Annotated in this window: 12 protein-coding genes, 1 tRNA gene and 2 pseudogenes; 10 read left to right on the top strand and 5 right to left on the bottom strand. The window is 56.9% G+C overall.

The window, feature by feature from the left end:
• Positions 1-102: 102 nt before the first annotated feature.
• Together cas6 and cas5d are read right to left on the bottom strand one after the other, a co-directional pair.
• Positions 103-888, bottom strand: coding sequence for a CRISPR system precrRNA processing endoribonuclease RAMP protein Cas6 (cas6, locus tag SPI6313_RS14025; protein WP_139276647.1), 786 nt, complete (start codon positions 886-888; stop codon positions 103-105).
• A complete protein-coding gene (gene cas5d / locus SPI6313_RS14020) occupies positions 878-1,321 on the bottom strand; it encodes a type I-D CRISPR-associated protein Cas5/Csc1 (RefSeq protein WP_084669035.1) in 444 nt (147 codons plus the stop codon). The genes cas6 and cas5d overlap by 11 nt, the downstream gene beginning before the upstream one ends.
• On the opposite strand from cas5d, the pseudogene SPI6313_RS22375 reads away from it, so the two are divergent.
• Positions 1,312-2,214, top strand: a pseudogene (locus SPI6313_RS22375) (IS630 family transposase). The gene cas5d and the pseudogene SPI6313_RS22375 sit on opposite strands and share 10 nt — an antisense overlap.
• 632 nt (positions 2,215-2,846) lie before the next feature.
• A complete protein-coding gene (locus tag SPI6313_RS14005; protein ID WP_084669034.1) occupies positions 2,847-7,574 on the top strand; it encodes a PAS domain S-box protein in 4,728 nt (1,575 codons plus the stop codon).
• 52 nt (positions 7,575-7,626) lie between these two features.
• Here SPI6313_RS14005 and SPI6313_RS25140 read toward each other — a convergent pair.
• Positions 7,627-7,924 (bottom strand): annotated as a pseudogene (locus SPI6313_RS25140) (hypothetical protein); the annotation flags it as partial.
• A gap of 293 nt (positions 7,925-8,217) precedes the next feature.
• Here SPI6313_RS25140 and SPI6313_RS14000 point away from each other — a divergent pair.
• The 7 genes from SPI6313_RS14000 to cheB are packed head-to-tail and all read left to right on the top strand — an operon-like array spanning position 8,218 to position 18,153.
• A complete protein-coding gene (locus SPI6313_RS14000) occupies positions 8,218-8,589 on the top strand; it encodes a response regulator (RefSeq protein WP_072621553.1) in 372 nt (123 codons plus the stop codon).
• 12 nt (positions 8,590-8,601) lie between these two features.
• Positions 8,602-10,599, top strand: a complete 1,998-nt coding sequence (locus SPI6313_RS13995; protein WP_084669033.1) for a chemotaxis protein CheA — start codon at positions 8,602-8,604, stop codon at positions 10,597-10,599.
• Positions 10,596-11,057 (top strand): chemotaxis protein CheW, encoded by a 462-nt coding sequence (locus tag SPI6313_RS13990; RefSeq protein ID WP_072621551.1) that lies wholly within the window; start codon positions 10,596-10,598, stop codon positions 11,055-11,057. The genes SPI6313_RS13995 and SPI6313_RS13990 overlap by 4 nt, the downstream gene beginning before the upstream one ends.
• A complete protein-coding gene (locus SPI6313_RS13985; RefSeq protein WP_072621550.1) occupies positions 11,026-13,062 on the top strand; it encodes a methyl-accepting chemotaxis protein in 2,037 nt (678 codons plus the stop codon). The genes SPI6313_RS13990 and SPI6313_RS13985 overlap by 32 nt, the downstream gene beginning before the upstream one ends.
• A 48-nt stretch (positions 13,063-13,110) precedes the next feature.
• Positions 13,111-16,257, top strand: coding sequence for a HEAT repeat domain-containing protein (locus SPI6313_RS13980; RefSeq protein WP_072621549.1), 3,147 nt, complete (start codon positions 13,111-13,113; stop codon positions 16,255-16,257).
• Positions 16,258-16,274: 17 nt separating this feature from the next.
• Entirely contained in the window at positions 16,275-17,117 is an 843-nt protein-coding gene (locus SPI6313_RS13975) for a CheR family methyltransferase (protein WP_072621548.1), read from the top strand.
• Entirely contained in the window at positions 17,104-18,153 is a 1,050-nt protein-coding gene (gene cheB / locus SPI6313_RS13970) for a chemotaxis-specific protein-glutamate methyltransferase CheB (protein ID WP_072621547.1), read from the top strand. Before SPI6313_RS13975 ends, cheB begins: the two co-directional genes overlap by 14 nt.
• 353 nt (positions 18,154-18,506) lie before the next feature.
• Here the strand turns inward: cheB and SPI6313_RS13965 are convergent, their stop codons facing one another.
• Both SPI6313_RS13965 and SPI6313_RS23590 read right to left on the bottom strand, forming a co-directional pair.
• The gene (locus tag SPI6313_RS13965) at positions 18,507-20,102 is read right to left on the bottom strand and encodes a TROVE domain-containing protein (protein ID WP_072621546.1); all 1,596 of its coding nucleotides are present in this window, start codon (positions 20,100-20,102) and stop codon (positions 18,507-18,509) included.
• A 437-nt stretch (positions 20,103-20,539) separates the two neighbouring features.
• Positions 20,540-20,668 (bottom strand) — tRNA-OTHER (locus SPI6313_RS23590).
• A 259-nt stretch (positions 20,669-20,927) separates the two neighbouring features.
• Here SPI6313_RS23590 and SPI6313_RS25400 point away from each other — a divergent pair.
• The gene (locus SPI6313_RS25400; RefSeq protein WP_072623149.1) at positions 20,928-23,771 is read left to right on the top strand and encodes an NACHT domain-containing protein; all 2,844 of its coding nucleotides are present in this window, start codon (positions 20,928-20,930) and stop codon (positions 23,769-23,771) included.
• Positions 23,772-23,863 lie beyond the last annotated feature (92 nt).

Raw genomic sequence — 23,863 nt, 5'->3', positions numbered from 1 at the left:
TCACGATATCCGGAACGTGAACCCCAAGTTCTAGCGGGTTGAGAGTCGTCGGAACCCAGCCGCTTACCCGATCCCTAACGGGAGGCTTCGCCAACGACAAGCTCAGGTAGATAGCGATTGGCATTGCCCCATACCCAGCGCGGTTTTCCGTCCCACACCTGCAAAGAAGGCAAACTGAGCGAGTATTGCGGCGCGTTTGGCTTGGACTGGATCGCGAAACTCATAACTAATCTGACCTTGAGCGCCAATTTGGGTGGAGTTTTTGATGGTCAATCGATGGGTTTTGAGGGTGTAGGCACTCACCCAACCATGCCATTCGATCCGCTCGAAGCGGAGTGCTTCGGGGGCGAAGGCATTCCAACGCCGTTGTAATCCTCCAAAAACAAGTTCGGGTAGGGGCAAGGGCTGGATGTTGTTGTTCCCTTGCTTGAAGCTGGTGGGGGACTGGAATGCAAGGGTTAGGGTAGTGACGGCTTGGGTTTGGTGTAGTAGGGCGTAGGGGGTTGCTCCGGCGAGGATATGACTACCGGGCAGGGTTAGGACGCTAACGATCTGGAATGGATGATTGTTGAGGGTTAAGGCGCGATCGCCCCACTGCTCGATCCCGCTTAACAGGGCTTGAGCGTAAGGACTGGCCAAGATGCCGACCCGAAAATAGACGCGATCGCCCGCCTTGATATCTCGTTTGGGAGATTTTCCTCGGAGTGGGGAGATGGAGAGAGGCGACACTTGAGCCATGTGTAGTTGTTTGGCTAAATTCGCATCGGCTAGCGCAATCCATGCCAAGACTTGAGCATGGAGAGCATGACTCAGGAGCGGCAGCTTAGATCGTGTTTTAGCCACCGCTAACTCCACCACCACTGAATAGGCGATCGCTTCAAGAGACATGGTGCAACACCTCCGCACCATAGGAACAGCCTTGGGGCAGATTAAGGGTTTGGGGTAAATAGGGGTCAGCGTCACGCAATGCCCCACAATTAATCTGCCAATAGTCCCCCGTCAGTTGGGACTGACTCACCAAACTCGTCGGCGGCATCACCACTCGGTTATAAAGTTGCAAGGTTTGCCCCGCGCCTAAATCGAGCGGGTTGAGTGGCTGTTCACAGCGGTAGCTCCCCGATTTTGCTTGGATTGCGGCCGCTGGAATCAGCGTCGAATCAACCCGAATTTTAGACGACCATTTCCCAAGGCGAATCCAGTGGGGCAGGGTGCGATCGTTCTCCGTAATCACAAAAGTACGGAATATATAGCATTTTCGCAACTCATAAGGTACATAATGGAAAAAAGAAATAATAGTACGGAGTGTAATTAATGATTCCATACTCGATTGAGTTCAGACAAAAGATAATAGAAACTTATTATTCGGAAAAACCTTCTATTCGTCAACTGGCTCGACGCTTCAATGTAGCCAAAAGCTTTATACAAAAGCTGCTAAAACAATATCAAGAGACTGGTGATATTACCCCAAAGCGTCAAAGAGGAAGTCCACCTCGCAAATTATCTGATGAACATCTTGTTATCTTAGTAGAAATTATTGAATCGAACAATGATGCTACTTTACGAGAGTTGTGTGAGTTACTAGAAAATGTTACGGGAGTCAAAGTGGGCTGTACAACCTTGTGGAAAATCACTCAAGAGTTAAAGTACACAGCAAAAAACACTACATGCAGTAGAAAAAGAACGAGAGGAAATTCAGAATGAGCGAAGAGAGTTTCGAGAAAAAATGAAAGAAGTTCCAGGAAAAGAACTGATATTCATAGATGAATCGGGAGTAGACCTTGCTTTGTTACGTTTATATGATCGTGCAAAGAAGGGAAAAAGGTGTCAAGGAAGTAAGCCACTAAGAAGAGAAAAAAGAGTTTCAATACTTGGTGCCATAGGGCTAGAGAACGTCTGGGTTTGTCATCCACTCTTAGGAAGTGTAGATAGAATAACATTTGAAGCATTTATCGTCACAAAAGTTTTGCTAAACCTAAAGAAAGGAATGAAAATCTTAATGGATAATGCTCGAATTCATCAAGGAGAAATAGTGAGAGATTGTATTAAAAAAAGGGAACAGAGTTAATCTTTTTGCCACGTTATTCACCCATTGAAAATATGTGGTAAAAAGTAAAAAGCATACTCAGAAAAAAAGCAGAAAGGACATACAAAGAGTTAATTGATGGGCTTGTGGATGCGATCAGACCAGTAACGGTTGATAATCTTCGCAACTAGTACAAACATTGTTGCCACTGTGCCTCATGAGTCACGAAAACGCTATATACTGTTTCAACAGACTGTCCATTATTAGATTGACACCGCTAAAATCTAAAATCAGGTATTAAGAGTGCTGTTAGCGAAGCATAACGCACCACGTCAAGATATTTCAGCGATCGCAGCTATGGCACAACTGCAGACGTGCCACGACAGCAACCCTAAATCAGATCGGGACAGGCAAGGGGGCTTAACCCTCTTATTTCCCAAGGCTGAGGGTTTCAAACTCACCGAGGATTTCCATCTTTAAGTGTTGCCATTCATCTCACCGTTAACCTCCTGTCGTCGGTATAACGGGAGTCCTCTGGCAACACTATAAGATGGAAGAAGTGAGGATAAAGCCGTGAGGAAAAACGTTATCAGCGGCTCACCGATTTCCTCACAGGGAGAGAAAATTCAAGCAAGCTATCATGAATGGGAGCAAACGTCAGGCTAAACTGTCTCTTCCGTTGCGTAGATTAAGGCATAGTGATGTAGCCTACTGTGAACTGGGGTGCAGAAACTAGAGATTATCCCGACACAGGGGCCATCAGGGTGTATCCACAACATAAGGAGTTGTTGCAGACTCCAACCCGTCCTGCAATCTAATCATCATGTCAGGCTTTGAATATCCGAGTGTGACAGAACAGGCACGCTATTCTGAGCACAATGCACTACCGTTCCCTTCCGTTCATGACGCTGCTTCCATCCATCCTGATCCGGTTGACCCAGAGGATATGATCCTGTCCAACTCCATGGAGATCCCACCGTCCACCTCACCCCTGATCACTGTGGGCATTCTAGCCCCTCCGGCGGATCGGGTCTTGAGCACCGCTGATCCGCTGATCTCAGCTACCTGTTTGGCGATTGACATGATTAATCGTCACGGCGGGGTCTTGGGGCGATCGCTCCAATATGATGTGCAACCCGTGGCTTTGGATACTACCCAGGGGGCTGAAGATTTACAGGCCTGGGGGCAGCGCAATCCGGCGATCGCTACCTTCTTTGGCACAGGTCATTTAGCAACCAACCCTGACAGTGAAGCCGCTCACCTCACGGCCTTGGCTACTCTGGATCGCCTGCTGTGGCAACCCTGTGCCACCCCTAGCCCGCTGACCCATCCCCAGGTGTTTTACACCGGCAGTTGCCCTAATCAAACCGTGGCAGTAGCCCTAGGGGGGGTGCAGGCTGAGGGGACGATGCAACGGTGCTATCTGCTGGGGTCGGATTCGGTGCGATCGCGCCAACTCCGTACCCTGTGGAATGCCCAAAGTAACGAGTACGGCCTCAACATTGTGGGGGAACAGGAATTCGGCCCCGATAGCTGTTGGGGAGATCTGCTCGAACAGATCCACACCAGCACCGCCCAGATTATTATTGACACCCGGACTCAGGATCACAGCCAACTGTTTCACGCTCTCTCGGCGGCGGGGTTGACCCCGGAGGACGTGCTGGTGCTGTCGTTGACCTTGCCCGTGGGCGATCGCCCCACAGCGGCCGGCCATCGCGTCGTCACTCACTACGATGTCACTGCCCCCACTCCCGAAAATCAAGCCCTCCTCGCCCAATGGGATGATCCCCACCTAATTAGCGATGCGGCGATCGCAGCCTATACCCAAGTTTTTCTCTGGAAACAGGCCGTCGAAACCGCGCAATCCTTCGACACCGCTGCGGTACGGCAAGCCGCCTATGGCCAGAGCTACATCGGCCCCCAGGGCTTAGTGCAACTCCACCCCAACCATCACCTCAGTTGGGGCGGTGCGATCGCCCGCTGTCACGCCAACGGCCATCTGCACCCCTGCTGGCAGTCACCCCACCCGATCCCGCCGCTGCCCTGGCAGTCACCCCCATCCCCCACCAACGCCGCCATCCTCACGGACCAACTCAGCCAAAGCCGTCGCCGCCATCGTCAACTGCGCAACACGATCCGGGACTACGGCCTTGAACTGCGCACCCTCTTCAATGTCATGGAAGAAACCGTGATCACCACCGATCTGGACGGGTGTGTTTTGCGGATCTTGCCCACCCATGGCCCCCTACCAGTCAGCCCGGAGCAGATCGGGCAAGCGATCGCCCCCCTCTTTCCCGACACCCTCATCCCTGAGATCACCACCGTCCTCCACAGCATCCAAACCGGAACCCTCAGCCCATCCCTCAGCCCCCTCACCTACCACGAAGCCAACGGCTTGCGGTGGTTTTCCATTCAGTTCGCCCCCATCCCTGAACATCAACAGGTGATTTGGGTCATCCGCGACATCACCGAACAGAAACTCATGGAGCTTGAACGTCAAGCCTCCCTCGATGACCTGCGCCAACAGTTCGCCGATCGCACCAGAGCCTTAATCGCTGCCAACGATCAACTCGTGGATGAAATCGTCGAACGCCAACAGGCCGAAACCGCCCTCCAAGCTGTCCTCGATGCCGTACCGGGGATTGTGTCCTGGATCAGTGCAGATCTGCGCTACCTGGGGGTGAATCGTCACCTGGCCGGAATGTTTGGGTTAGAACCCCGCGAATTCATCGGCCAAGACATCGGCTTCCTCAACGCCAGCGATGGTTTTATTGATGTGGTGCGCGGCTTTTTTGCCAGTGACTTCATGGAGGATTTTCAAGAAATTGAAGCCCTCGTGGATGGCCGCCGTCGCACCTATTTGATCGTGATGCAGAAGTACGATCACGGTCGGGCCGCCTTTAGTGTGGGGATTGACATCACCGAACGGATCGAAGCGATCGACGATCTGGCCCGCTCTAAAGAACAACTCCAAGCCGTCCTCGAAGCCGTACCGGGGATCGTGTCTTGGATTGGTTCGGATCTTCATTACATGGGGGTGAATCGTCACCTGGCCAGCACCTTCAACCTCACCCCAGCGGATTTTGTCGGTCAACCGATTGGCTTTCTCCAGGCCAGCGATGACTTTAACGATTTTGTGCAGGAATTTTTCGGCAGTGCGTCCAATGATGATTTCCGAGAAGTGGAAGCGATCGTCGATGGGGAAACCCATAACTATCTGATTGCCGCCCAAAAATATGACAATGGCAAAGCGGCGTTCACCGTCGGGATCGACATCACCGATCGCCAACGGGCCCTGGATGACTTGGCTCGCTCGAAAGATCAACTCCAAGCCGTCCTTGAAGCCGTGCCGGGGATTGTGTCCTGGATTAGCTCGGATCTCCATTACATGGGGGTGAATCGCCAACTGGCCAGCACCTTTAACCTTGAACCCGATGCCTTTGTGGGTCAGGATATTGGCTTTTTGCAGGCCAGTGGGGATTTTAATGAGTTTGTGCGGGAGTTTTTTGCGAGTCCGGCCCAGGATGATTTTCGGGAAGTGGAAGCGATCGTCAAGGGGGAATCCCGAAATTATTTGATTGCATCCCAAAAATATGATGATGGCAAAGCGGCGTTTGCGGTGGGAATTGATGTCACCGAGCGTCAACAGGCTCTCAATGCGTTGCAACAGGCGGAAGAAAAGTACCGCATGATCTTTGAGAATGCGGTGGAAGGGATTTTCCAAACCACTGCCGATGGTCGGTATCTCAGTGCTAACCCTGCTCTGGCGAGGATTTACGGCTTTGAGAGTCCGGATGAGTTGGTGCATCAACTTACGGATGTGGCGGCGCAGTTGTATGTTGAGCCGTCCCAACGTCAAGCCTTTATCGATGCGTTGGTGACCGAGGGGCATATTGTCGGTTTTGAGGCACAAATTCGGCGGCAGGATGGGGCGATTCGCTGGATTTCTGAAAATGCGCGATCGGTCTATGACGATCAGGGCATGATTCTTTACTACGAGGGCACGGTAGAGGATATTACCGATCGCAAGCAGGCAGAGATGACGCTGCTGGAAATTAATGAAGAACTGGAAAGCCGGGTGCAACAACGTACGGCTGAACTGCAAAAGCTGAATATGCAGTTGATCATGGAGATCGGGCAGCGGGAAAGTATCGAGTCGGCGCTACGAACGTCGGAGGCGGAGTTGCGGGCGTTGTTTGCGGCGATGACGGATATTATTACGGTGTTTGATCAGCGGGGGCGGTATGTGAAGATTGTCAGCACCAATTCTGAGCCGCTCTATTCCCCGGCTGATGTGTTGACGGGGCGATCGATTGAGGATGTGTTACCCCCGTCCCAGGCGGCTCTGTTTTTGGCGCATATTCAAGAGGCGTTAACCCAAAACGAGATTATCAATGTGGAATACAGCCTCACGATTAACCATGAGGAGGTGTGGTTTGCGGCGACGATTTCACCGCTGCCGGAACAACGGGTGATGTGGGTGGCGCGGAATATTACGGAGCGGCGGAAGGTGTTGGATGCGCTGTCGAAGGCGGAGGCGAAGTATCGCAGTATTTTTGAGAATGCGGCGGAGGGGATTTTTCAGACGACGACGGATGGGCGCTATATCAGTGCGAATCCGGCGCTGGTGAAGATGTATGGCTATGAGTCGTTCCAGGAGATGGCGGCGCGGGTTTGGAATATTGATACGCAGGTGTATGTGGATGCGGGATTGCGATCGCAGTTCCGCGAGGTTTTAGAGCGCGATGGGGTAATCACGGGGTTTAAAACCCAGGTGAAGCGGAAGGATGGGACGTTGATTTGGACTTCGGAAAATGCGCGGTTGGTCTGTGATCATCAAGGGGAGCCGCTGTATTACGAGGGGACGGTGGCGGATATTACCCAGCAGAAGGCCGCCGAAGATGCGCTCCAGTTGGAACAACAACGGTCGGAGAATTTGCTGTTGCGGATTTTGCCGAAGCCGATCGCTGAACGTCTCAAGCGCAATGAGGGGGCGATCGCCGATCGCTACGATCATGTGACCATTCTGTTTGCTGATATTGTTGATTTTTCATCCCTCTCGGCCCAAATTTCCCCGACGGAAGTGGTGGATCTGCTCAACACCGTCTTTTCCCAATTTGACCAACTCGCCGCCTGGTACAAGCTCGAAAAGATCAAAACGATCGGGGATGCCTATATGGTAGCCGGGGGCATTACGGACACAACGACGGATCACGCAGTCGCGATGGCGGATATGGCCCTGGATATGCAACTTGCGGTAACCCAATTCCGCTGGGCGAACGGTAAACCCTTCCGCCTCCGCATGGGGATTCACACCGGGCCGGTGGTGGCAGGGGTAATCGGAATTAATAAGTTTATCTATGATCTCTGGGGCGACACGGTGAATATTGCCTCCCGGATGGAAAGCCAAGGCATTGCCGACATGATCCAAGTCACGGAAGCAACCCACGGGTTAATTCAAGATCAATTCTTCTTGGAAAATCGGGGTGAAGTGTTGATTAAAGGTCGGGGCTTGATGAATACCTACTGGCTGCGAGGGCGGCGGGCCTAGGGCAGTGTCAAGACTTGACACTCCCCGCGCTGAAGCGACGGGGATTCTGGGTTCATCCACCGGACCTAACCGAGCCGGATTGCTCCAACCCCGCCAGAGGTCTAATCTCCCCAAGCGGATAACTTCCCCTGTGCCCCACGGTAGTGGGTCCAAGGCGCAGGAGACAAACCCGCTTCACTATCGACTCAGCCCGATGCCGATCCCAGACTAACCCGTTCACATTCAAGTCTTCCGAGGCGACCAAATCGTTAGATTGGATGACGCAGGCAATCCGCCCACTCATTCCGCTGCCTGCTTACCCTTAACTGCTTCCAGGCTTGTCGGTTTTTAGCCTTGTGATCGTTCCTGGACGTTTGCAATCCAAGATCGTCAGCCTAACACCCCTGGCCCAAGGAGGGCGACTAACGTCGCTCGTGTCGTCTTTCATCCCTGCAATAACTTGACGGGGCTTTCAGGCTCTCGCACTATTTTCGTAAAGACTCTTAACGGGTCAATCGTCCCCCTAGGGTAACCTCGTACAATTTTAGATAGCGTTGAAAGTTCCTGTAATGTCTGGCGTTCAACCCTCAGTTGTAAATCCCATCCGTTTCAACTTACAAACATCATCTTGATTCAATATATTGACCCAATTACTAGGATAGTGATGCAACAGATTCTAGTGGTAGATGATTCTGCAACGATGCGCAAGATGGTGATGGCGGCGTTACGTCAAATTCCCAATCTTAATTTTGGCGAGGCGAGTAATGGCCTAGAAGCGATTGAGCAGTTAGCGATCGCACCGTTCGATCTGATGGTTTTGGATCTGAATATGCCAGATATGCATGGCTTAGAAGTGCTGAATTTTGTTTTGAATCATTTTGGCCATCATCAGCCTCCTGTGGTCATTCTCACCACGAAAGGTGATGAGCAATCGAAACGGGATGCGATCGCCGCCGGAGCCGCGAGTTACATCACAAAGCCCTTTGAACCCCGCCAATTTGCCCAACAAATTCAACACCTCCTTGCGTCCGCTTAACCTTAGATTTTTGTGCCCCAACCCGATAGCCATTTTTTCGATGATTTCTTTGAGGACTATCTTGCCGAATGTGATGAACATTTAGGTACGATTCGAGCGCAACTGTTGAGGTTAGAACCGCAGATCGAGCAATCGAGCTTCACTGCTGCGAGTTTGCAACCCCTGTTCCGGGCGCTGCATTCCCTCAAAGGCTTATCGGGAATGGTGGGGGTGCAAGGGGCGGAAACCCTCGCCCATGCCCTCGAAAGTTATCTGCGTCACTTGCGCGATCCGGAGGTGACCTTGACGGCGGCGGGGTTTGAAGCGTTGATCCGTGGGGTGACGGTGTTGGATAGGGTGTTGCGGGCCTGTCAACGGCACACGGAGATGCCTGATCTAGCGCCGGTGTTGGCGGAGATTGGGGCGGTGACGGCTCCGCTGCGATCGCCCCTGTCGCCCCTGGTGATTAGTGAGGCGGAAGAGCAGCAGATCCAAGCGGCCCAAGATCGGGGCGATCGCCTTTGGATCGTGATCTTTACCCCCAGTTCGGCCCTCGTTGAGGCGGGAATTACGGTGAATCGAGTGCGCGATCGCCTCAGTGACCCAGGCACCATTTTAGCCGTCACCCCCCAATCCAGCCCCACCCAAGGGGTCACCTTTCGGTTTATCGTTGCCCATCCCCAAGTAGACCCCCCGCCCCCCTGGCAATTATCGGGCGTGGAAGTACACCCCTACACCGCACCGGAGCGGCCGGATCGAGGTGTTGAGGCTCCAGATTTAACCGCACCTCCGATCGCGACTGCATCCTCGGCGGCGATCGCCCCGACTCTGGTGCGGGTGGATCTGCACAAGTTAGATGAGGTGATGGAACAGGTGGCGGAGTTGGTGATGAGTCGGGTGCAGTTGTCGAGTCAGATTCAACAGTTGCGGGGTCAAGTTCCCATCGCCACCTGGCAACATCTAAATGGGATCAGCCGCACCCTTGAACAGCAATTGCGGGAGTTGCGGACGGGGGTGTTGCGGGTGCGCCTCGTGCCGTTGACGGATACCTTTAAGCGGTTGGAGTTTGCGGCGCGGGAGTTGGCGCGAACGATGGGGAAGGCGGTGCAGGTGGTGCTTGAGGGGGATGGCACGGAGTTGGATAAGGTGTTGGTGGATCGGATGATTGACCCGCTGATCCATCTAGTGCGCAATGCGGTGAGTCATGGGGTTGAGCCGGTGGCGGTGCGGCGCGATCGCGCGAAGCCCGATCGTGCCACCCTGACCCTGAGGGCCTCCACCGCCGGGGAACGGATCAGCCTTGAAATTGAAGAGGATGGCGGCGGCATTGATCCGGCGGTGATTGTGGCGCGATCGCAAGCCCTCCACCTCGCCCCGCCCTCACCCCTGACCACAGACACCCTCGACCCGGATCTGCTCCTGTCGATGCTCTGTACCCCCGGTTTTTCCACCCAAGATCAGCCGGATCTCACCAGTGGGCGTGGGGTGGGAATGGCGATCGTCCGCACGACGGTGCAGGAGTTGGGGGGGCATCTCAGTCTGCGCAGTACCCCAGGACAGGGAACCTGTTTTCGGATTGACCTGCCCCTGACCTTGGCGATTACTGATGCGTTGATTGTGACGGTGGGCGATCGCACCTTTGCCATACCCCAAGCCACCCTCCGCGAACTGTTCCCCCTCGCCCCCCAAGACCGTCCCGCCCCCACCGCCCCCGCCCTCTTACCCTACCGCGATGGCCTGTTACCCCTCGTCGCGCTTCATCACCACTTTCGCCTGCCGCCGCCGCCACCGGATCGCACCCTGGTGGTGATTGTCGTGGCGGTTGGGGCGCTCACCCTAGGGCTGTTGGTGGATCGGGTGGTGTCGCAATCTGAAATTGTGGTGCGCCCCCTTCAAGATCCCCTGGTGCAAGGGTCGGGGATTAGTGGGGCAACGGCCTTAGGCGACGGGACAATCATTTTGATTTTAGATGTCGCGTCGTTGATTCACCAAACCCTCCTCGCCCCTTCGGATCGTGCGCCAGCACCGTGATCATTGTGTCCTCTGCCTACATTCTCTTTGAACTTGCCGAGACCACCTATGGGATTGCTGCCGCTGATGTGCAGCAAATGGAAATGATCGACCAAATTACCCCCGTGCCCAATACTGCCCCGGATGTGGCGGGGGTGGTGATGTGGCGGGGTCAGGTGATTCCGGTGTTAAACCTGCGTCGTCGGTTTGGTCTAGAGTCCATGGCGGTGACCCTGCGGAGTCGTCTGGTGATTGTGATCCACAGAGCGCGTCGGGTGGGGGTGCTTGTGGATAGCTGCCGCGAATTCGTCACCCTTGATCCGGAAAGCATTCATCCTCCGCCAGCGGCGATCGGCGATCGCATTCTGCCCTATCTCGATGGGGTTGCCCACCTCGATCAACGGCTTGTTTTTTTGCTCAATCCTGAAACCATCATCACCCACCACCATGGCTCGTCATCCGAAAAAAACGAAATCTAACCCCCGCACCGGCCTCAAACCGAAACAACGCATGGAGGCGATCGCACCGCTGCTGACAACGTTGCACCGCCATGCCGCCGAACTTCAACAGAGCATCGAACCCCAGCAGCAGGCCGTCGCCGCCGGGGCGATCGCCCTCGACCAGATGGACAAAACACTCCAGACCACCACGGCAACCGTGGAGTCGGTGGCGGTTTTCACCGAAGAGCTAGTGTCGGCGGGGAATGAGATGTCCGCCTCCCTCGAAGAAGTGTCCGACAGTAGCGATCGCCTCGCCACCGAAGTCCAGCAAACCGCCACCGCGATCCAAAACACCACCGCCTCGATCCACCAAGTGGCCAGAACCGCCACCGAAATGGCCACCACTGCCACCCAAACCACCACCTCCGTCACCCAAATCGCCGCCTCGGTGCAAAGCATCAGCCAGGACACCGAAACCCTCGCCACCTCCATTGATCAAATCGCCGCCTCCACCGAAGAGATGAGCCATTCGATCCAGAGCGTCACCACCACCGCCGATAGTCTCAGCGAAGCCGCCGCCATCACCACCACCTCGATCAACGAAATGGCCGCCTCCATTGAAGAAGTGTCCGCCACCTCCGAGCATTTAACCGGCAGTGTCGAAGGGGTGGTGAGTGCCATGAATGAGATGGATGCGTCGGTGCAGGGGGTGGCCGCCAATACCCAACACATCACGATCGCGGCTCAGGATGCCGCCATCAGTGCGGAAGAACTCGATCGCTCCCTGCGATCGGTGGCCGCCCTCACCGAGCAAGCGAGCACAACCACGCGCCGGGTCGCCCAAGAGGCCGAATTAGGGGGGCAAACGGTGGAGCAGACCATCCACGGCTTGGGACGGGTGCGGCACTCCATGGTGGAAACGGCAACGGTCATTGAGGACGTGGGGCAGCGGATGACGGAAATTGGCTCCATTGTCGATACGATTAACCTGATTGCGGAGCGGACGAATCTGCTCTCGCTCAATGCTTCGATTGAGGCAGCACGGGCGGGGGAGGCGGGGCGCGGCTTTGCGGTGGTCGCGACGGAAATTCGCAGTTTATCGGATCGGGCGGCCGAGGCGACGGCGGATATTAGCACGATTATTCAGGGGTTGCAGCGGGTGGTGACGGAAGCGGTGAGCACCTCCAAAGAGGGGGTACAGGTGGCCACCGAGAGTAGTCGCTTGGGGGAAAATGGTTTGATGGCGTTGCAGAAAATTCTGGGCGGCGTGGAGGAAACGACGGGCTTAGTCAAACAGATTACCCAAGCGACGGCGGAACAGTTGGTGGCGGTGCAACGGACGTTGGATGGCATTAATACGACGGCGGTGCAGGCGAATACTGTGTCTGAGGCGATGACGAACCAGGCGAGGACGACCCAACAAACCCTGCGGGATGCGGTGCAGATGCGGCAGTTGGCTCAGGAGGTGAATCGGGCGATGGAGGAACAGTCCCAAACGGCGCGGGGGGTGATGAAGTCGGCGCGGGGAACGGCGGAGTTGGCGAATCAGGTGCGGCAGGCGATGGAGGAGCAGCGACAGGGGGCGATGCAGATTCAACAGGCGATCGCCACGGTGCGCACCGTGGCGATCGCGACGATGCGGGCCGTGACGGAACAGTCCACCGCTAGTCAGCAGGTGAGCCAGTCCGCCACCCGCCTCACCCATTTAATTCAACAGGTGACCCAAGCCATGGCAAACCAAAGCAGTGCTGCGGAGCAGATTACCCAAGCGGTGGAGACGATTCGCCTGCAATCGAACCAAGGGGCGAAGGCGATCGCCGAACAAACGCGCACGGTACAGGAAATGAGTGCGGCGATCGTCAAGATCGCCCAGCAAATTCAACAGATTTCCCATCACAACCGGGAGCAGGCCCAGGCATGGCGATCGCTGCGCACCGCCCTCGACACCATCCAAACCGGCATGATCCAGAGACACCGCATCATCCAGGCCACCCACCAGACCACGGCAGACCTGCAAGGGCAACTCAATTCCTGCCAGGGTTGAGGCGGCCCGGCTTCCCCGATCATTTGAGATAGCAATTCAGGACAAGACATGATTACGGTTTTAACCACAGATACAGCGCTCACGATTCAGGCCTGGGAGACCACGCTCCCCCATTGGACTGTTGGCCAGGGCTGCCCCCTGCCGGAGTTGATCCCCGATTGGGAGGTGCGTCACCTGGCCACGGACTTTCAACGGGTGCTGACGCTGGGCATAACCCTGGTGCTTAACCCTGTCGAGCATCCGTATTTGATTCCCTGTTTTGCTGCGTCTCCCTCTTTCCATCAGCTCCCCATGCCCCAACGGGTGACGATCGCGCCCCTCTACCACTGCCGCCAGATTGTCGGGACAATCATCACCCTAATCACCGTTCCCACCCCGATGGAAATCCGAGGGGCGATCGCGCTGCACTTCCCCTCTGCCTCGCCCCCCTGTTTACCCACCGCCCGCGCCGAACATCTCCCCGACCTCACCACGCAACTGGTGGACTTGATGCGCCGCGAACACCACAATCCGAATCTCCTCAATACCATTCTCCAGACGTTGGTAGCCAGTGAGGTAGACCCCTTACCGGCGCTGCTGGTGGGTTTGGAGGATACCGATCCAGAGGTGCGGATGTACAGTGTGCTGGCCCTGGGGGAACGGGGGGATGCGCGGGCGATCGCCCCTGTGATCGCCCGTTTAAAGGACGACGATGTCAATGTGTGCTACCACGCCATCGAAGCCCTCGGCCACCTCCAGGCCGTGGAGGCGATGCCGGCGCTGATGGCTCTGGCCACCGCCGATAACTTTTTCCTGGCCTTTCCGGCTCTCCAAACCCTCATCACCCTCTGTCAGTTAGCCGGTCACACCCCCTTCTCCCGCTCCAACTCAGTGGCAACCTCCCTCCACCAGCCCTTACTGTCCCTCTTGCACAAAACCCTCAATTGGCAAATCCGCCAAGAAGCTGTCGATCAGGTGGCCCTCCATCAAGACCCAGACCTACTGCCGGAATTGATTCACCTCCTCCGCCGCCATCACCACAACCCCAATCTGCTCAATAGCATCCTGCAAATTTTGACCCTGGGCCAGCTTGATCCGGTGCCGCTGCTGATTCCCTGTTTAAGCGATCGCGACCCCAATGTGCGCATCTACACGGCCTTGGCCCTGGGGGAACGGGGCGATCAACGGGCAGTTGACCCGCTCCTGGGCTGCTTGGATGATCCCGATCTCAATGTTCGCTACCACACCATTGAAGCCCTCGGCCAGCTAGCCGATCCCCTCGCCGTGGATGCCCTCACGGACATTGCCGTCACTGAGGACTTTTTTCTCGCATTCCCCGCCCTCGAAGCCTTAAACCGCATTGGTGACCCCAGCGTTGCCCCCTACCTAACACCCCTCCTCCAACTGCCGCTGCTGTTGGGGCCGGTGGTCAATGCCCTGGGGAATTTTGGCGATAGTTTGGTGATGCGGCCCTTGGTGCGCTGTCTGAATCGGGACGAAAGTTCTGCCGTGGAGGAGGTGGCACTGGCCATTGAGAAAATCTATCACCGCTATCAAGCCCATTACGACGAGGGGGACTACATTATTGAATTGACCGTGACCACCCTGAATAGTGTGGGGCGTGCCAATTTAATCGCGGCGGCCCAACGGGTGCAGGGGGAGACGTTAATGGCGGTGACGCGCCTCTTGGGGTGGTTGCCGGGGGAAGAGATTGACCGACTGTTGGTGACGCTGTTGCCCCGATCCCAGACTCGCACCCTGGTGGTGGCGGCGATTCGGCAGCGGGGCCAGCATTTAGGGCCCTTGTTGGTGGAGCATCTCGATACCTGGACTCTGGAAACTCGCTGTGTCGCGGTGACTCTGTTGGGGCAAATGGGCTATCAGCCCGCTGTGCCGGTGTTGTTGCCTTTGCTGACGGGGGAGACGGATTTGGTGATGGCGGTAACGATGGCCCTGGCCCAGATTGGCGATCGCATCGCCTTCAACGCCCTCCTCGATCTCCTCGGCCATGAACATGGGGCGGTGCGCCTGGGGGCAATCACGGCGTTGAATTCCCTGGGCCATTCCAACCTAGCCACGGCCCTGTTACCCCGCTTTGCCAACCCGAATCCGGTGGTGCGCGAAGCGGCGGTCCAGATTGCTGGCTACTTTGCCTTTCCGGACTGTCAGCATGCTCTCTTCGGGGCCACCCAAGACCCTGATCTAACGGTTCGTCGCGCGGCGATCCTGCATCTGCCCTATTGTGAGGCGATTGCGGTGTTGCCGGCGTTGACCGCTGCGCTCCATGATCCAGCTCCCTCGATCCGTGCGGCGGCGGTGTGTGCCCTGGGGGAATTGGATGATCCCGCTATCCTGCCGCTGTTGATGACCGGACTGCACGACCCTGACCCCCAGACGCGGTATCACGCGACCCAAGCGATCGGTAAACTCGCCCCCCTGTTGACGATGGCGGAGATTTCGACCCTGTGGGATCGGGTGCTGGCGGTGGTGCGCACGGATGCGCATTCCCAGGTTCAAGGGGGGGCGGTGGGGCTGCTGGGCATCTTTAACCCGGCTGAGGCGATCCCGGTGTTAACGGATTTGACGGTGCATCCAATGGATGATGTGGCCCGAGAGGCGATCGCTACCTTGGGACAATTGCCCGATCCAGGCGCGATCGCTCCGTTGCTGAGTGTGATCCACCGTGGGCCCCCCAGTCGCTGTTTGGCGGCGATCCATGCCCTGCGCAGTCGGGGCGGCCCCGAAGCCACGGGGGTTTTGGATTGGTTGGTGACCACCACGTCGGATGCGGCCCTGATTCAGGCGGCGATGCAGTCTTTGGTACAGATTGGCACACCCACGGCGATCGCCACTCTCCTAGACCTCACCGCCCAGCCCCGCCATCGAGAAGCCTGCTGCTCGGCCCTCACCCATGCCCACCCTGGCCGCGATCGCGCCGAATTTCAAGACTATATTGATGCGATCGCCCTCGGTCTGCACCATGCCCAAACCAGCGTCCGTTTTGCCACCATCGACATCTTGACCCGCCTCAAACATCCCCACGCCTCCCAACACCTGATCCATAGCCTCAAAAATCCGGACGCAGCGTTGCGGCTTGCAGTGGTTCGCGCCTTAATCACCTTAGGACAATTCCCGCCCCCATCCGCCGGTTGTCACCTGTCTCAAGACCCTTCGCTGCGGATTCGCCAAACTGTACAAACCCATCTTCGTCATTAACCCGATTGACTCTACCCTTGTTTGACTCTCCCCCTCGTTTAACTGATACAACGTTCGTTATTTTGCGCGATCTGATTCGTCGTCAGATTGGGATTTATTTCGACCCAAGCAAGCGGGACATTTTGGCTGACAAATTATTACCCCGCCTCGAACATTGTCGGGTGTGGTCTTTTCTCGACTATTACTATCACCTCAAATATGATGCCCATGCCCAGGCAGAATGGCAGATGCTCGCGGATGTGCTCTCGGTGCCGGAGACCTTTTTTTGGCGGGAGGCGGATGCTCTGCGGCTGCTGACGGATGTGATTGTGCCGCACCATTACCACTCTCATTCCGGCCGTTGCCTGTCACCCTTGCGGATTTGGAGTGCGGCCTGTGCCACGGGGGAGGAGCCGCTGAGTATTGCGATCGCCCTCGCCGAAGCCGGTTGGTTCGACAAACTCCCGATTCAGATCTACGGCACGGATATTTCAGCCCGGGCCATTCACCAGGCCAAAGCCGGAATTTACCGCGATCGCGCCTTTCGTCAACTCTCCTTCACCCTCAAACACAAATACTTTCAGCCCGTCGCCCCTGGCTGGTGCATTGACGAGACCATTCACCAGCGCATCCACTGGGACACCGCTAATCTTTTAGATCAAGCCGCCATTCAGCCCTATGTCTGTGCCTCGGTGATTTTCTGTCGGAACCTGTTTATCTACTTTTCCCTGCCCACGATTCAAACCGTGATCGATCAGTTCTACTGTGCCATGCCGTCCCCCGCTTATCTCTTCGTCAGTAGTTCGGAATCGTTGTTAAAAGTCAATACCCCGTTTCGGCTCACCTCGATTCAGGATACGTTTGTCTATGCCAAACCCTAAGACCCCCTTAATCCGAGTTCTAATCGTCGATGATTCAGCCTATATCCGGAAATCATTGCGAAAAATGCTGTTGCGCAGTCCCTTCATTGACGTGGTGGGGATTGCCCACGATGGCACCGAAGCCCTGGAACTCGTGGAGCGGCTCCGGCCGGATGTGGTGACGTTGGATCTGAATATGCCCCTGATGGGGGGGTTGGAATTCTTAGCGGTGCAGATGGCCCGGCGGCCTCTGCCGGTGGTGGTGGTCAGCATCGCCAGCACCGATAGTCAACAGGTGCTGGCGGCCCTGGAAGCGGGGGCGGTGGATTTTGTCCATAAACCCACCGCCTTAGCCAATGCCACCATTTTGGAGATCAGCCAGGACATGATTGCGAAGGTGAAAGCAGCGGCCCAGGTGGTGTTTCCGAGGGCGATCGCTCCCCTTCCCCCTCTCCCTGTCCTCGAACCCCATCCCCGGCAGCTTCACAGCCCAGACATCATCGTCCTGGGCATTTCCACGGGCGGCCCCCAAGCTCTCAATGCTCTGATCCCCCAACTCCCCGCCAATTTTCCCGTTCCCATTGCGATCGTGCTTCATCTGCCCGTGGGCTATACTGCCCTCTATGCCGATCGTCTCAATCAACAGGCCGCCCTCACCGTCATCGAAGCCACCGCCGGGATGCCCCTCACCGCCGGCACAGTCTACCTAGCCCCCGCCGGTAAACATCTCCGCTTCCAACGTCAACCCGATGGCATCGTGACCACCCAACTGACCCTACATCCCTTTGACCAACTCCATCGCCCGGCGGTGGATGTGCTGTTTCAGTCGGCGGCGGCAGTGTATGGCGATCGCACCGTCGGCATTGTCATGACCGGCATGGGCAGCGACGGCAAACAGGGAGCCGCCTGGATTAAATCCCAAGGGGGACGCATTTTCACCGAAGCCCCCGAAAGCTGCGTGATCTACGGTATGCCCCGCTCCGTGGTCGAAGCCGGCCTCAGTGACGGAGCCATCCCCCTGCCTGCCCTCGCCGCCCACCTCTGCCGCCTGGTTTGATCGTCAACCGCAAAGCCCAATGATTGAGCGATCGCCATGATCTGGGGAGACAACGCCGAGAAATTCGCTCAGTTGCAAAATGCCCCGCTCCAATTATGGAGCGGGGCAGGTAGGACGAGAGTGTTACGAGCGTGATGCGTAAAGCCCCCTGAATTTTATTCGGGGGATATAAGCGAATAACCGAATTGATTCGGTGGTGATGCAATAAAAGCGTTCGCTAGCGCGACGTAAAATTCCGGGGTGAGCACCTTATGGGCAGGGCGTTGTCCATTGGGCTAGGCAAGATAAGACGGGCTACGCCTGCAATTGCTGTCTGAACCCAGAATCCCCCGTCATTTATGCGGGGGAGTATGTCAAAGTTCCCCCGTGGCCAGGAGTTGGATCAGGCGCGGTGTACCGGGATCAAACCCGGCTACATCCCAGGATTGGGGGTCGAGGGGATCGACCAGGGAGATCCGGTAGGGTGCGAGGGTGATGTAGACCGCTTTGGCCTTGGGGTTGACCGCTTGACGGTAGCGGGCCAGGGCTTGGCTGGGATGTTGACGACCTGCCCAGCTTTCGCAGTCCGTCCAGAAGCAGAAAATATCGGCATGATAGCGGGTTTCGATCGCCCAGTCGTAGGCTACCGAGGCATCGGTGCCGCCGAAGTTTTGCTGGCTGGCTTTCGCCATGGCATCGCTAAAGCTATCCCGCGCTGTGATCCCCAAATCGCGGAAGGTGGTCGAGAAACCGCGAATCATGTAATGCGCTTCCGCTTTGGCCGTAGCCAGAGCCATCACGGTCGCGATTTCGCAGCAGGTTAAGCCAATGGAACCGACGGTATGGCAGGACATCGAGCCGGACACATCCACCGCATGGAGGAAGGTTTTCCCCGTGGGTTCGAGGACTTGGAAGGACAGAGCCAAGGCGCGATCGAGGCTGTCGAGGATTTGGGGAATGGGTTCCCAGGTTTTTTGACTTTTGCCGAGTTTGCCGCCGGATTGGTAGGTTTTCAGGGCTTTGAGGATGTCGATGGGGTGGATGCGTCCCTGGCGGAGGTGGCGGCGATCGCACAAGACTTTGTTCACCCGTTTTAGGTTGCCCTGTTTGCGATCGCTTCGCAGCACCCCCAACGCGGTCAAAGACCCCAAGTTCCGCAATAATGCCCCGATCGGCATCTCCTCAAACAACAATTGCCAGGCTTGTTGATTCATCTGACCCACAGGGGCGGCCATTTCATGGGTGAGGCGACCTTGTTTAATCGCTTCAGAGGTGCGATCGGGGTGGCGTTTGAGCCATTCGTACCACCAGATTTGCGTCAGGGCTTTAGACGGCGGTTGACCAGGGAGATTCTCCCAGCCGTTCGTCACCCAAGCAAAGAGGCGATCGTGTTCCGGGGTGGGCGGTTTGACGTGGAACAGCCGCAGGACATCGCGGTGGGAAAACCCATGACGCTGTTGATATTTCAACAGTTGATAGGCCAAGGCGCTCACGTCGGGCCGTGATAACCACGCCGTCCCCATCTGCCGCACAATTTTCCCAAACCCCCGCAGGGATTTCGTATAGCTCAACCATTCATAAAAATGGCTGCCGGTGCGCACCACTTGGGGAAAAATGCGCCCAAAGGCTTGTTTGGCGGCGGGGCTTTCCCCCATGGACAACAACACGAGGGCGAAGATCGGCGCACTGTTGCTCAGGGCGCGACCGTCGGAGGCATAGAGAATTTCTTGGGCGACGCGATCGGGGTCGGATGCGATCGCACCCTTTAACACCCCCATAAAATCCCCCGTTAACTCATGCTTATCGGCGTAGTAGGTACTCTTCGCCGTGCCGATTAATAAACAACGGCGCAACACTTGCCAATCATCGGCCTGAAACATCCAGCCCCCCGAACGCCCTTGAATCATCTCCCGACCAGGAATCGGTTGGGTTTGGGGGGTTTGACCTTGGGTAAAAAATTGATACGTCATCGTAAACCTCCAGCCCGTCAGGGCGAATTTAAAAAACGATCCCCCCGGCTTGCGCCGACCCCCTTAACAAGGGGGTTCAGGGCTTTGACTTGCGATCGGAAGAATCCCCCCGGCTTGCGCCGACCCCCTTATTAAGGGGGTTCAGGGCTTTGACTTGCGATCGGAAGAATCCCCCCGGCTTGCGCCGACCCCCTTAACAAGGGGGTTCAGGGCTTTGACTTGCGATCGGAAGAATCCCCCCGGCTTGCGCCGACCCCCTTAACAAGGGGGTTTTGAACATTCCCCCCTTATTAAGGGGGGCAGGGGGGATCAACTGGCAGGGCTGGACTTGCACCAGCATCTTCCGCTTAACAGGCGATAACCCTCATTCGACGGCCCAACAGGCGAAAAAATGAACAAGGATGGGAGATGTTTTGACTGCTTAAACTACCTGCCATTGGTGTAGCGACGCGGGAGTTGCACCCGCATCTCCGACGATTAAGGGGGGTTCGTTCCAAAGCGATAACCCTCAATCTTCGGCCCCGGAGGGCAAAGGATGGTGCTCTACTGGTTGAGCTAGCCGCCACAGGTGATGCCAATTGCAACGATGAGAGGTGCTGGTCGGGTTTCGACTCCGCTAACCCTCGTGTTTGCTCTCATTGAGGCATTGGGTTTGAGAGGTGGGACGTTGCGGTGTTGCTCCGTCTTGGCTCTGTATCTAAAGTAGGCGGGGGAACTGCCCCAAGGCGAATCGGGTTGGAATCGGGTGAATCCTTGGGGTAGGCTGGATTACAGACCTTGGGGATCGTTTCAACCCTGGGGATTCCCCACACTTTCACCGCACCCATGGCCCGACCCAACTATGGCCCCACGGCTCAGGCGCGATCGCTCCACCTCTTCACGGTGTTGCTGGACTATGCCAATGATGAATTGGATCTAGACTTGGCTTTGTTGGAGCGGTTGCGTCCCCAAATCCAAACCCAATGGCAAACGGAGCAGCGGCTCGTGGTGCGGACGAAATTACGCCATCTCGAAACCCTGTGCCGTCACACGTTACAACCCCTCAGCCGCGCCCAAATTCGGGAAGCGTTGCACCGTTGGGGGGATTTTTTGGAGATTTTGAGCGATCATCGGCCCCAGGTGAGCGGGTCGGAACTGTGGCATTTTTCAATTAATTTGTGGCATGGACGGCGCGATCGCACCGCTAACCTCCGGCGTTTTGTTCAGGAATGGGAAGACCGCCGCCCGGTGAGGTCGAAACAGGTGACAGGAAAACGCAGCGAGCCGCGAGCCGATGCCGATCAAGCTGCCGATCTCGATCCAATGCGGGATCATGATCGGGAGGTATGGCGATCGCGCTGTCGCACTAGCCTCGAAGCCCAAAACTATCACCGCCTCACCACCAACCCCCTCACCGCCCCCGATGGGATGCGGTTTGACCATCAGGATCTTTATGTGCCGTTGGCATTAGTGCCGCGACCGGTGCGCGATCGCCTTCAGGATGATGCCGATGGAGAAGAACGCGAGGAGGACGGTGCGATCGTGACCCTCACTGAACTGCTCAACACCACAACGGGCCGCCAGCGGTGGGCGATCGTCGGGGAAGCCGGAGCGGGCAAAACCACCACTCTCCAAAGCCTCGCCACCCAACTCCTCGACCGGGGCGCATATCCCATCTGGGTCACGTTAGCGGATCTTCAGGGTCAATCCCTCCCGGATTATCTGTTGCAAAACTGGCTCCAACAGGCCACCCAATCCCTCCACATTCCCGCCACGTTACAGGCTGAATTATCCCAACTGCTGACCACGGGCAACGCTTGGCTGCTCTTGGATGGCGTAGATGAAATGACCGGGGACAGTAGCCGAATTTTGGCGCAATTGGGGCGACAGTTGCGGGGGGTGTTGGGCGGTGTGTCAGTGGTGCTCACCTGTCGGCTCCATGGATGGGAGGGGGCGAAAAATGCCCTCGATGGGTTTACGGCCTATTGCTGTCGGCGGTTCAGTCTGGCCAGGAATGGGGAGCCGGATCAAGGGGGGCAATTTATCGATCGCTGGTTTGCCGCCCAACCCGAACGCGGGCAACAATTACAGACCCGCCTCCACGATCCCCAACACCACACCATCCGGGACGCGGTGGGCAATCCGTTGCGATTAGCCCTGCTCTGTCGAGCGTGGTCGCTCAATGAGGGGCAATTTCCCCGCAGCCAAGCCCAACTGTACGCCCAATTTGTCACCGCCCTCTACAGTTGGCAGCAAGACCGCTTCCCCACCACCCCCGCCCAACGCCAACGCCTCAATGGGGTCTTGGCAACCCTTGCCTTTAATGCCTTTGCTGATTCGTCCTTGGGCTATCATCTCCCCGATCCTGTGGTACAGCGGGCGTTTCACGCTGATCCCGATTTGCTGCCCTTGGCGTTACAAGTGGGCTGGCTCGATCCGGTGGGGATTCGAGCGGCCACGGCTGATCCGGTGTATCGGTTTTATCATCCGCTGTTCCAAGCGTATTTTGCAGCGCAGGTGATTCCGGGGGCGGCGTTTTGGCTCGATCCGGCGGCGGACTATCCGGCGTTGAATCCGCGCTGGTGGGAGGTGTTGCGGTTGTGGATGGGGCGGGAGGATATGGCGGCGACGGAGAAGGAAGAGGCGATCGCAGCCTTGCGATCCTTCGATGATCATGGCGCGGGACTGTATCGCGATCGCGCCCAAGGACTCGCGGCGTTGCTGTTGGCGGAATTTCCCGATTCAGAGCAGGCGGCGGATCTAATGGGGGTGATCCTAGACTGGCGATTTGGCCCGACATTTTCGGCGACAATGCCCCAGGGTCATTCTGTGCCGCGCTTGAACCTGGCCCGGCGAGTGGTGGTGCAAACCGATCGCACCTTGGCGATCGCTCACCTGGTGGAATTCCTCAACACCCAAACCCACCCCTTTCCCCGCTGGCAAGCCGCCTACACCCTGGGCAAAAGTCTCGCACCCGGCCATCCCGTCGCCGTGGCGACGTTGTGCGATCTGCTCCAAACGGCCCCCGATGCCTATCGCCGCTGGCAATTTAGCGACAGCCTCGGCCGAGTGCAGCCGGGGCATCCCGACGCGATCGCCACCCTCACCGACTTGCTTCCACCCGAACACCCGCCGAAAATCCGCTGCAAGGCTGCCTATAGTTTGGGTAAATTTATCCCCGGTCATCCCGACGCGATCGCCACCCTCGAAACCCTCCGCGATACCGTCCAACCCCCCGGCCTCCTGTCCCAAATCCGCGACAATCTCCACCGCCTCCAGCACGGCGCACCCCCACCGATTCCGACAAAATCCCACCCCAGCAAACCCCCCTCCGAACGTGCGATCGCCAGCATCACCGCCCGTCTCCACGCCGCCCCCAACCCCACCGAACAACGCCGCCACGCCAGCCGCCTCGCCCGCCTCCAACCGGATCACCCCGATGCGATAGTGGCTGACGCGATCGCCACTCTCCTCTGTCTCCTGATCACCCCCGGCCATCCCGCCGCCCTCTACAAACGCCTCGCCAAGGACATTAAATCCGTCGCTCAAACCGAACACAATGCCCAAATCGTGGGGTCATTAAAGACTGCGATCGCCCAGCTTCCCCCCTCGGTGCAGCGTCATGAGTGCGATCGCCTCTTGTGGTATTGCACCGATGCCCTGGCCTATCACGAATTTTTGGTGCTGTAGCGATCGAACCCGTTCACCTTACAATTTCACAAAAAAATGGGGCAGGATGTCCCTGCCCCATTGCATCAGCACCATGCCATGGTTTAACCCGT

The sequence above is a fragment of the Spirulina major PCC 6313 genome (genome assembly GCF_001890765.1).
Taxonomy (GTDB): Bacteria; Cyanobacteriota; Cyanobacteriia; order Cyanobacteriales; family Spirulinaceae; genus Spirulina; species Spirulina major.
Note: the sequence above shows the minus strand (reverse complement) of the source record. Positions and strands in the feature narration are given on the sequence as shown.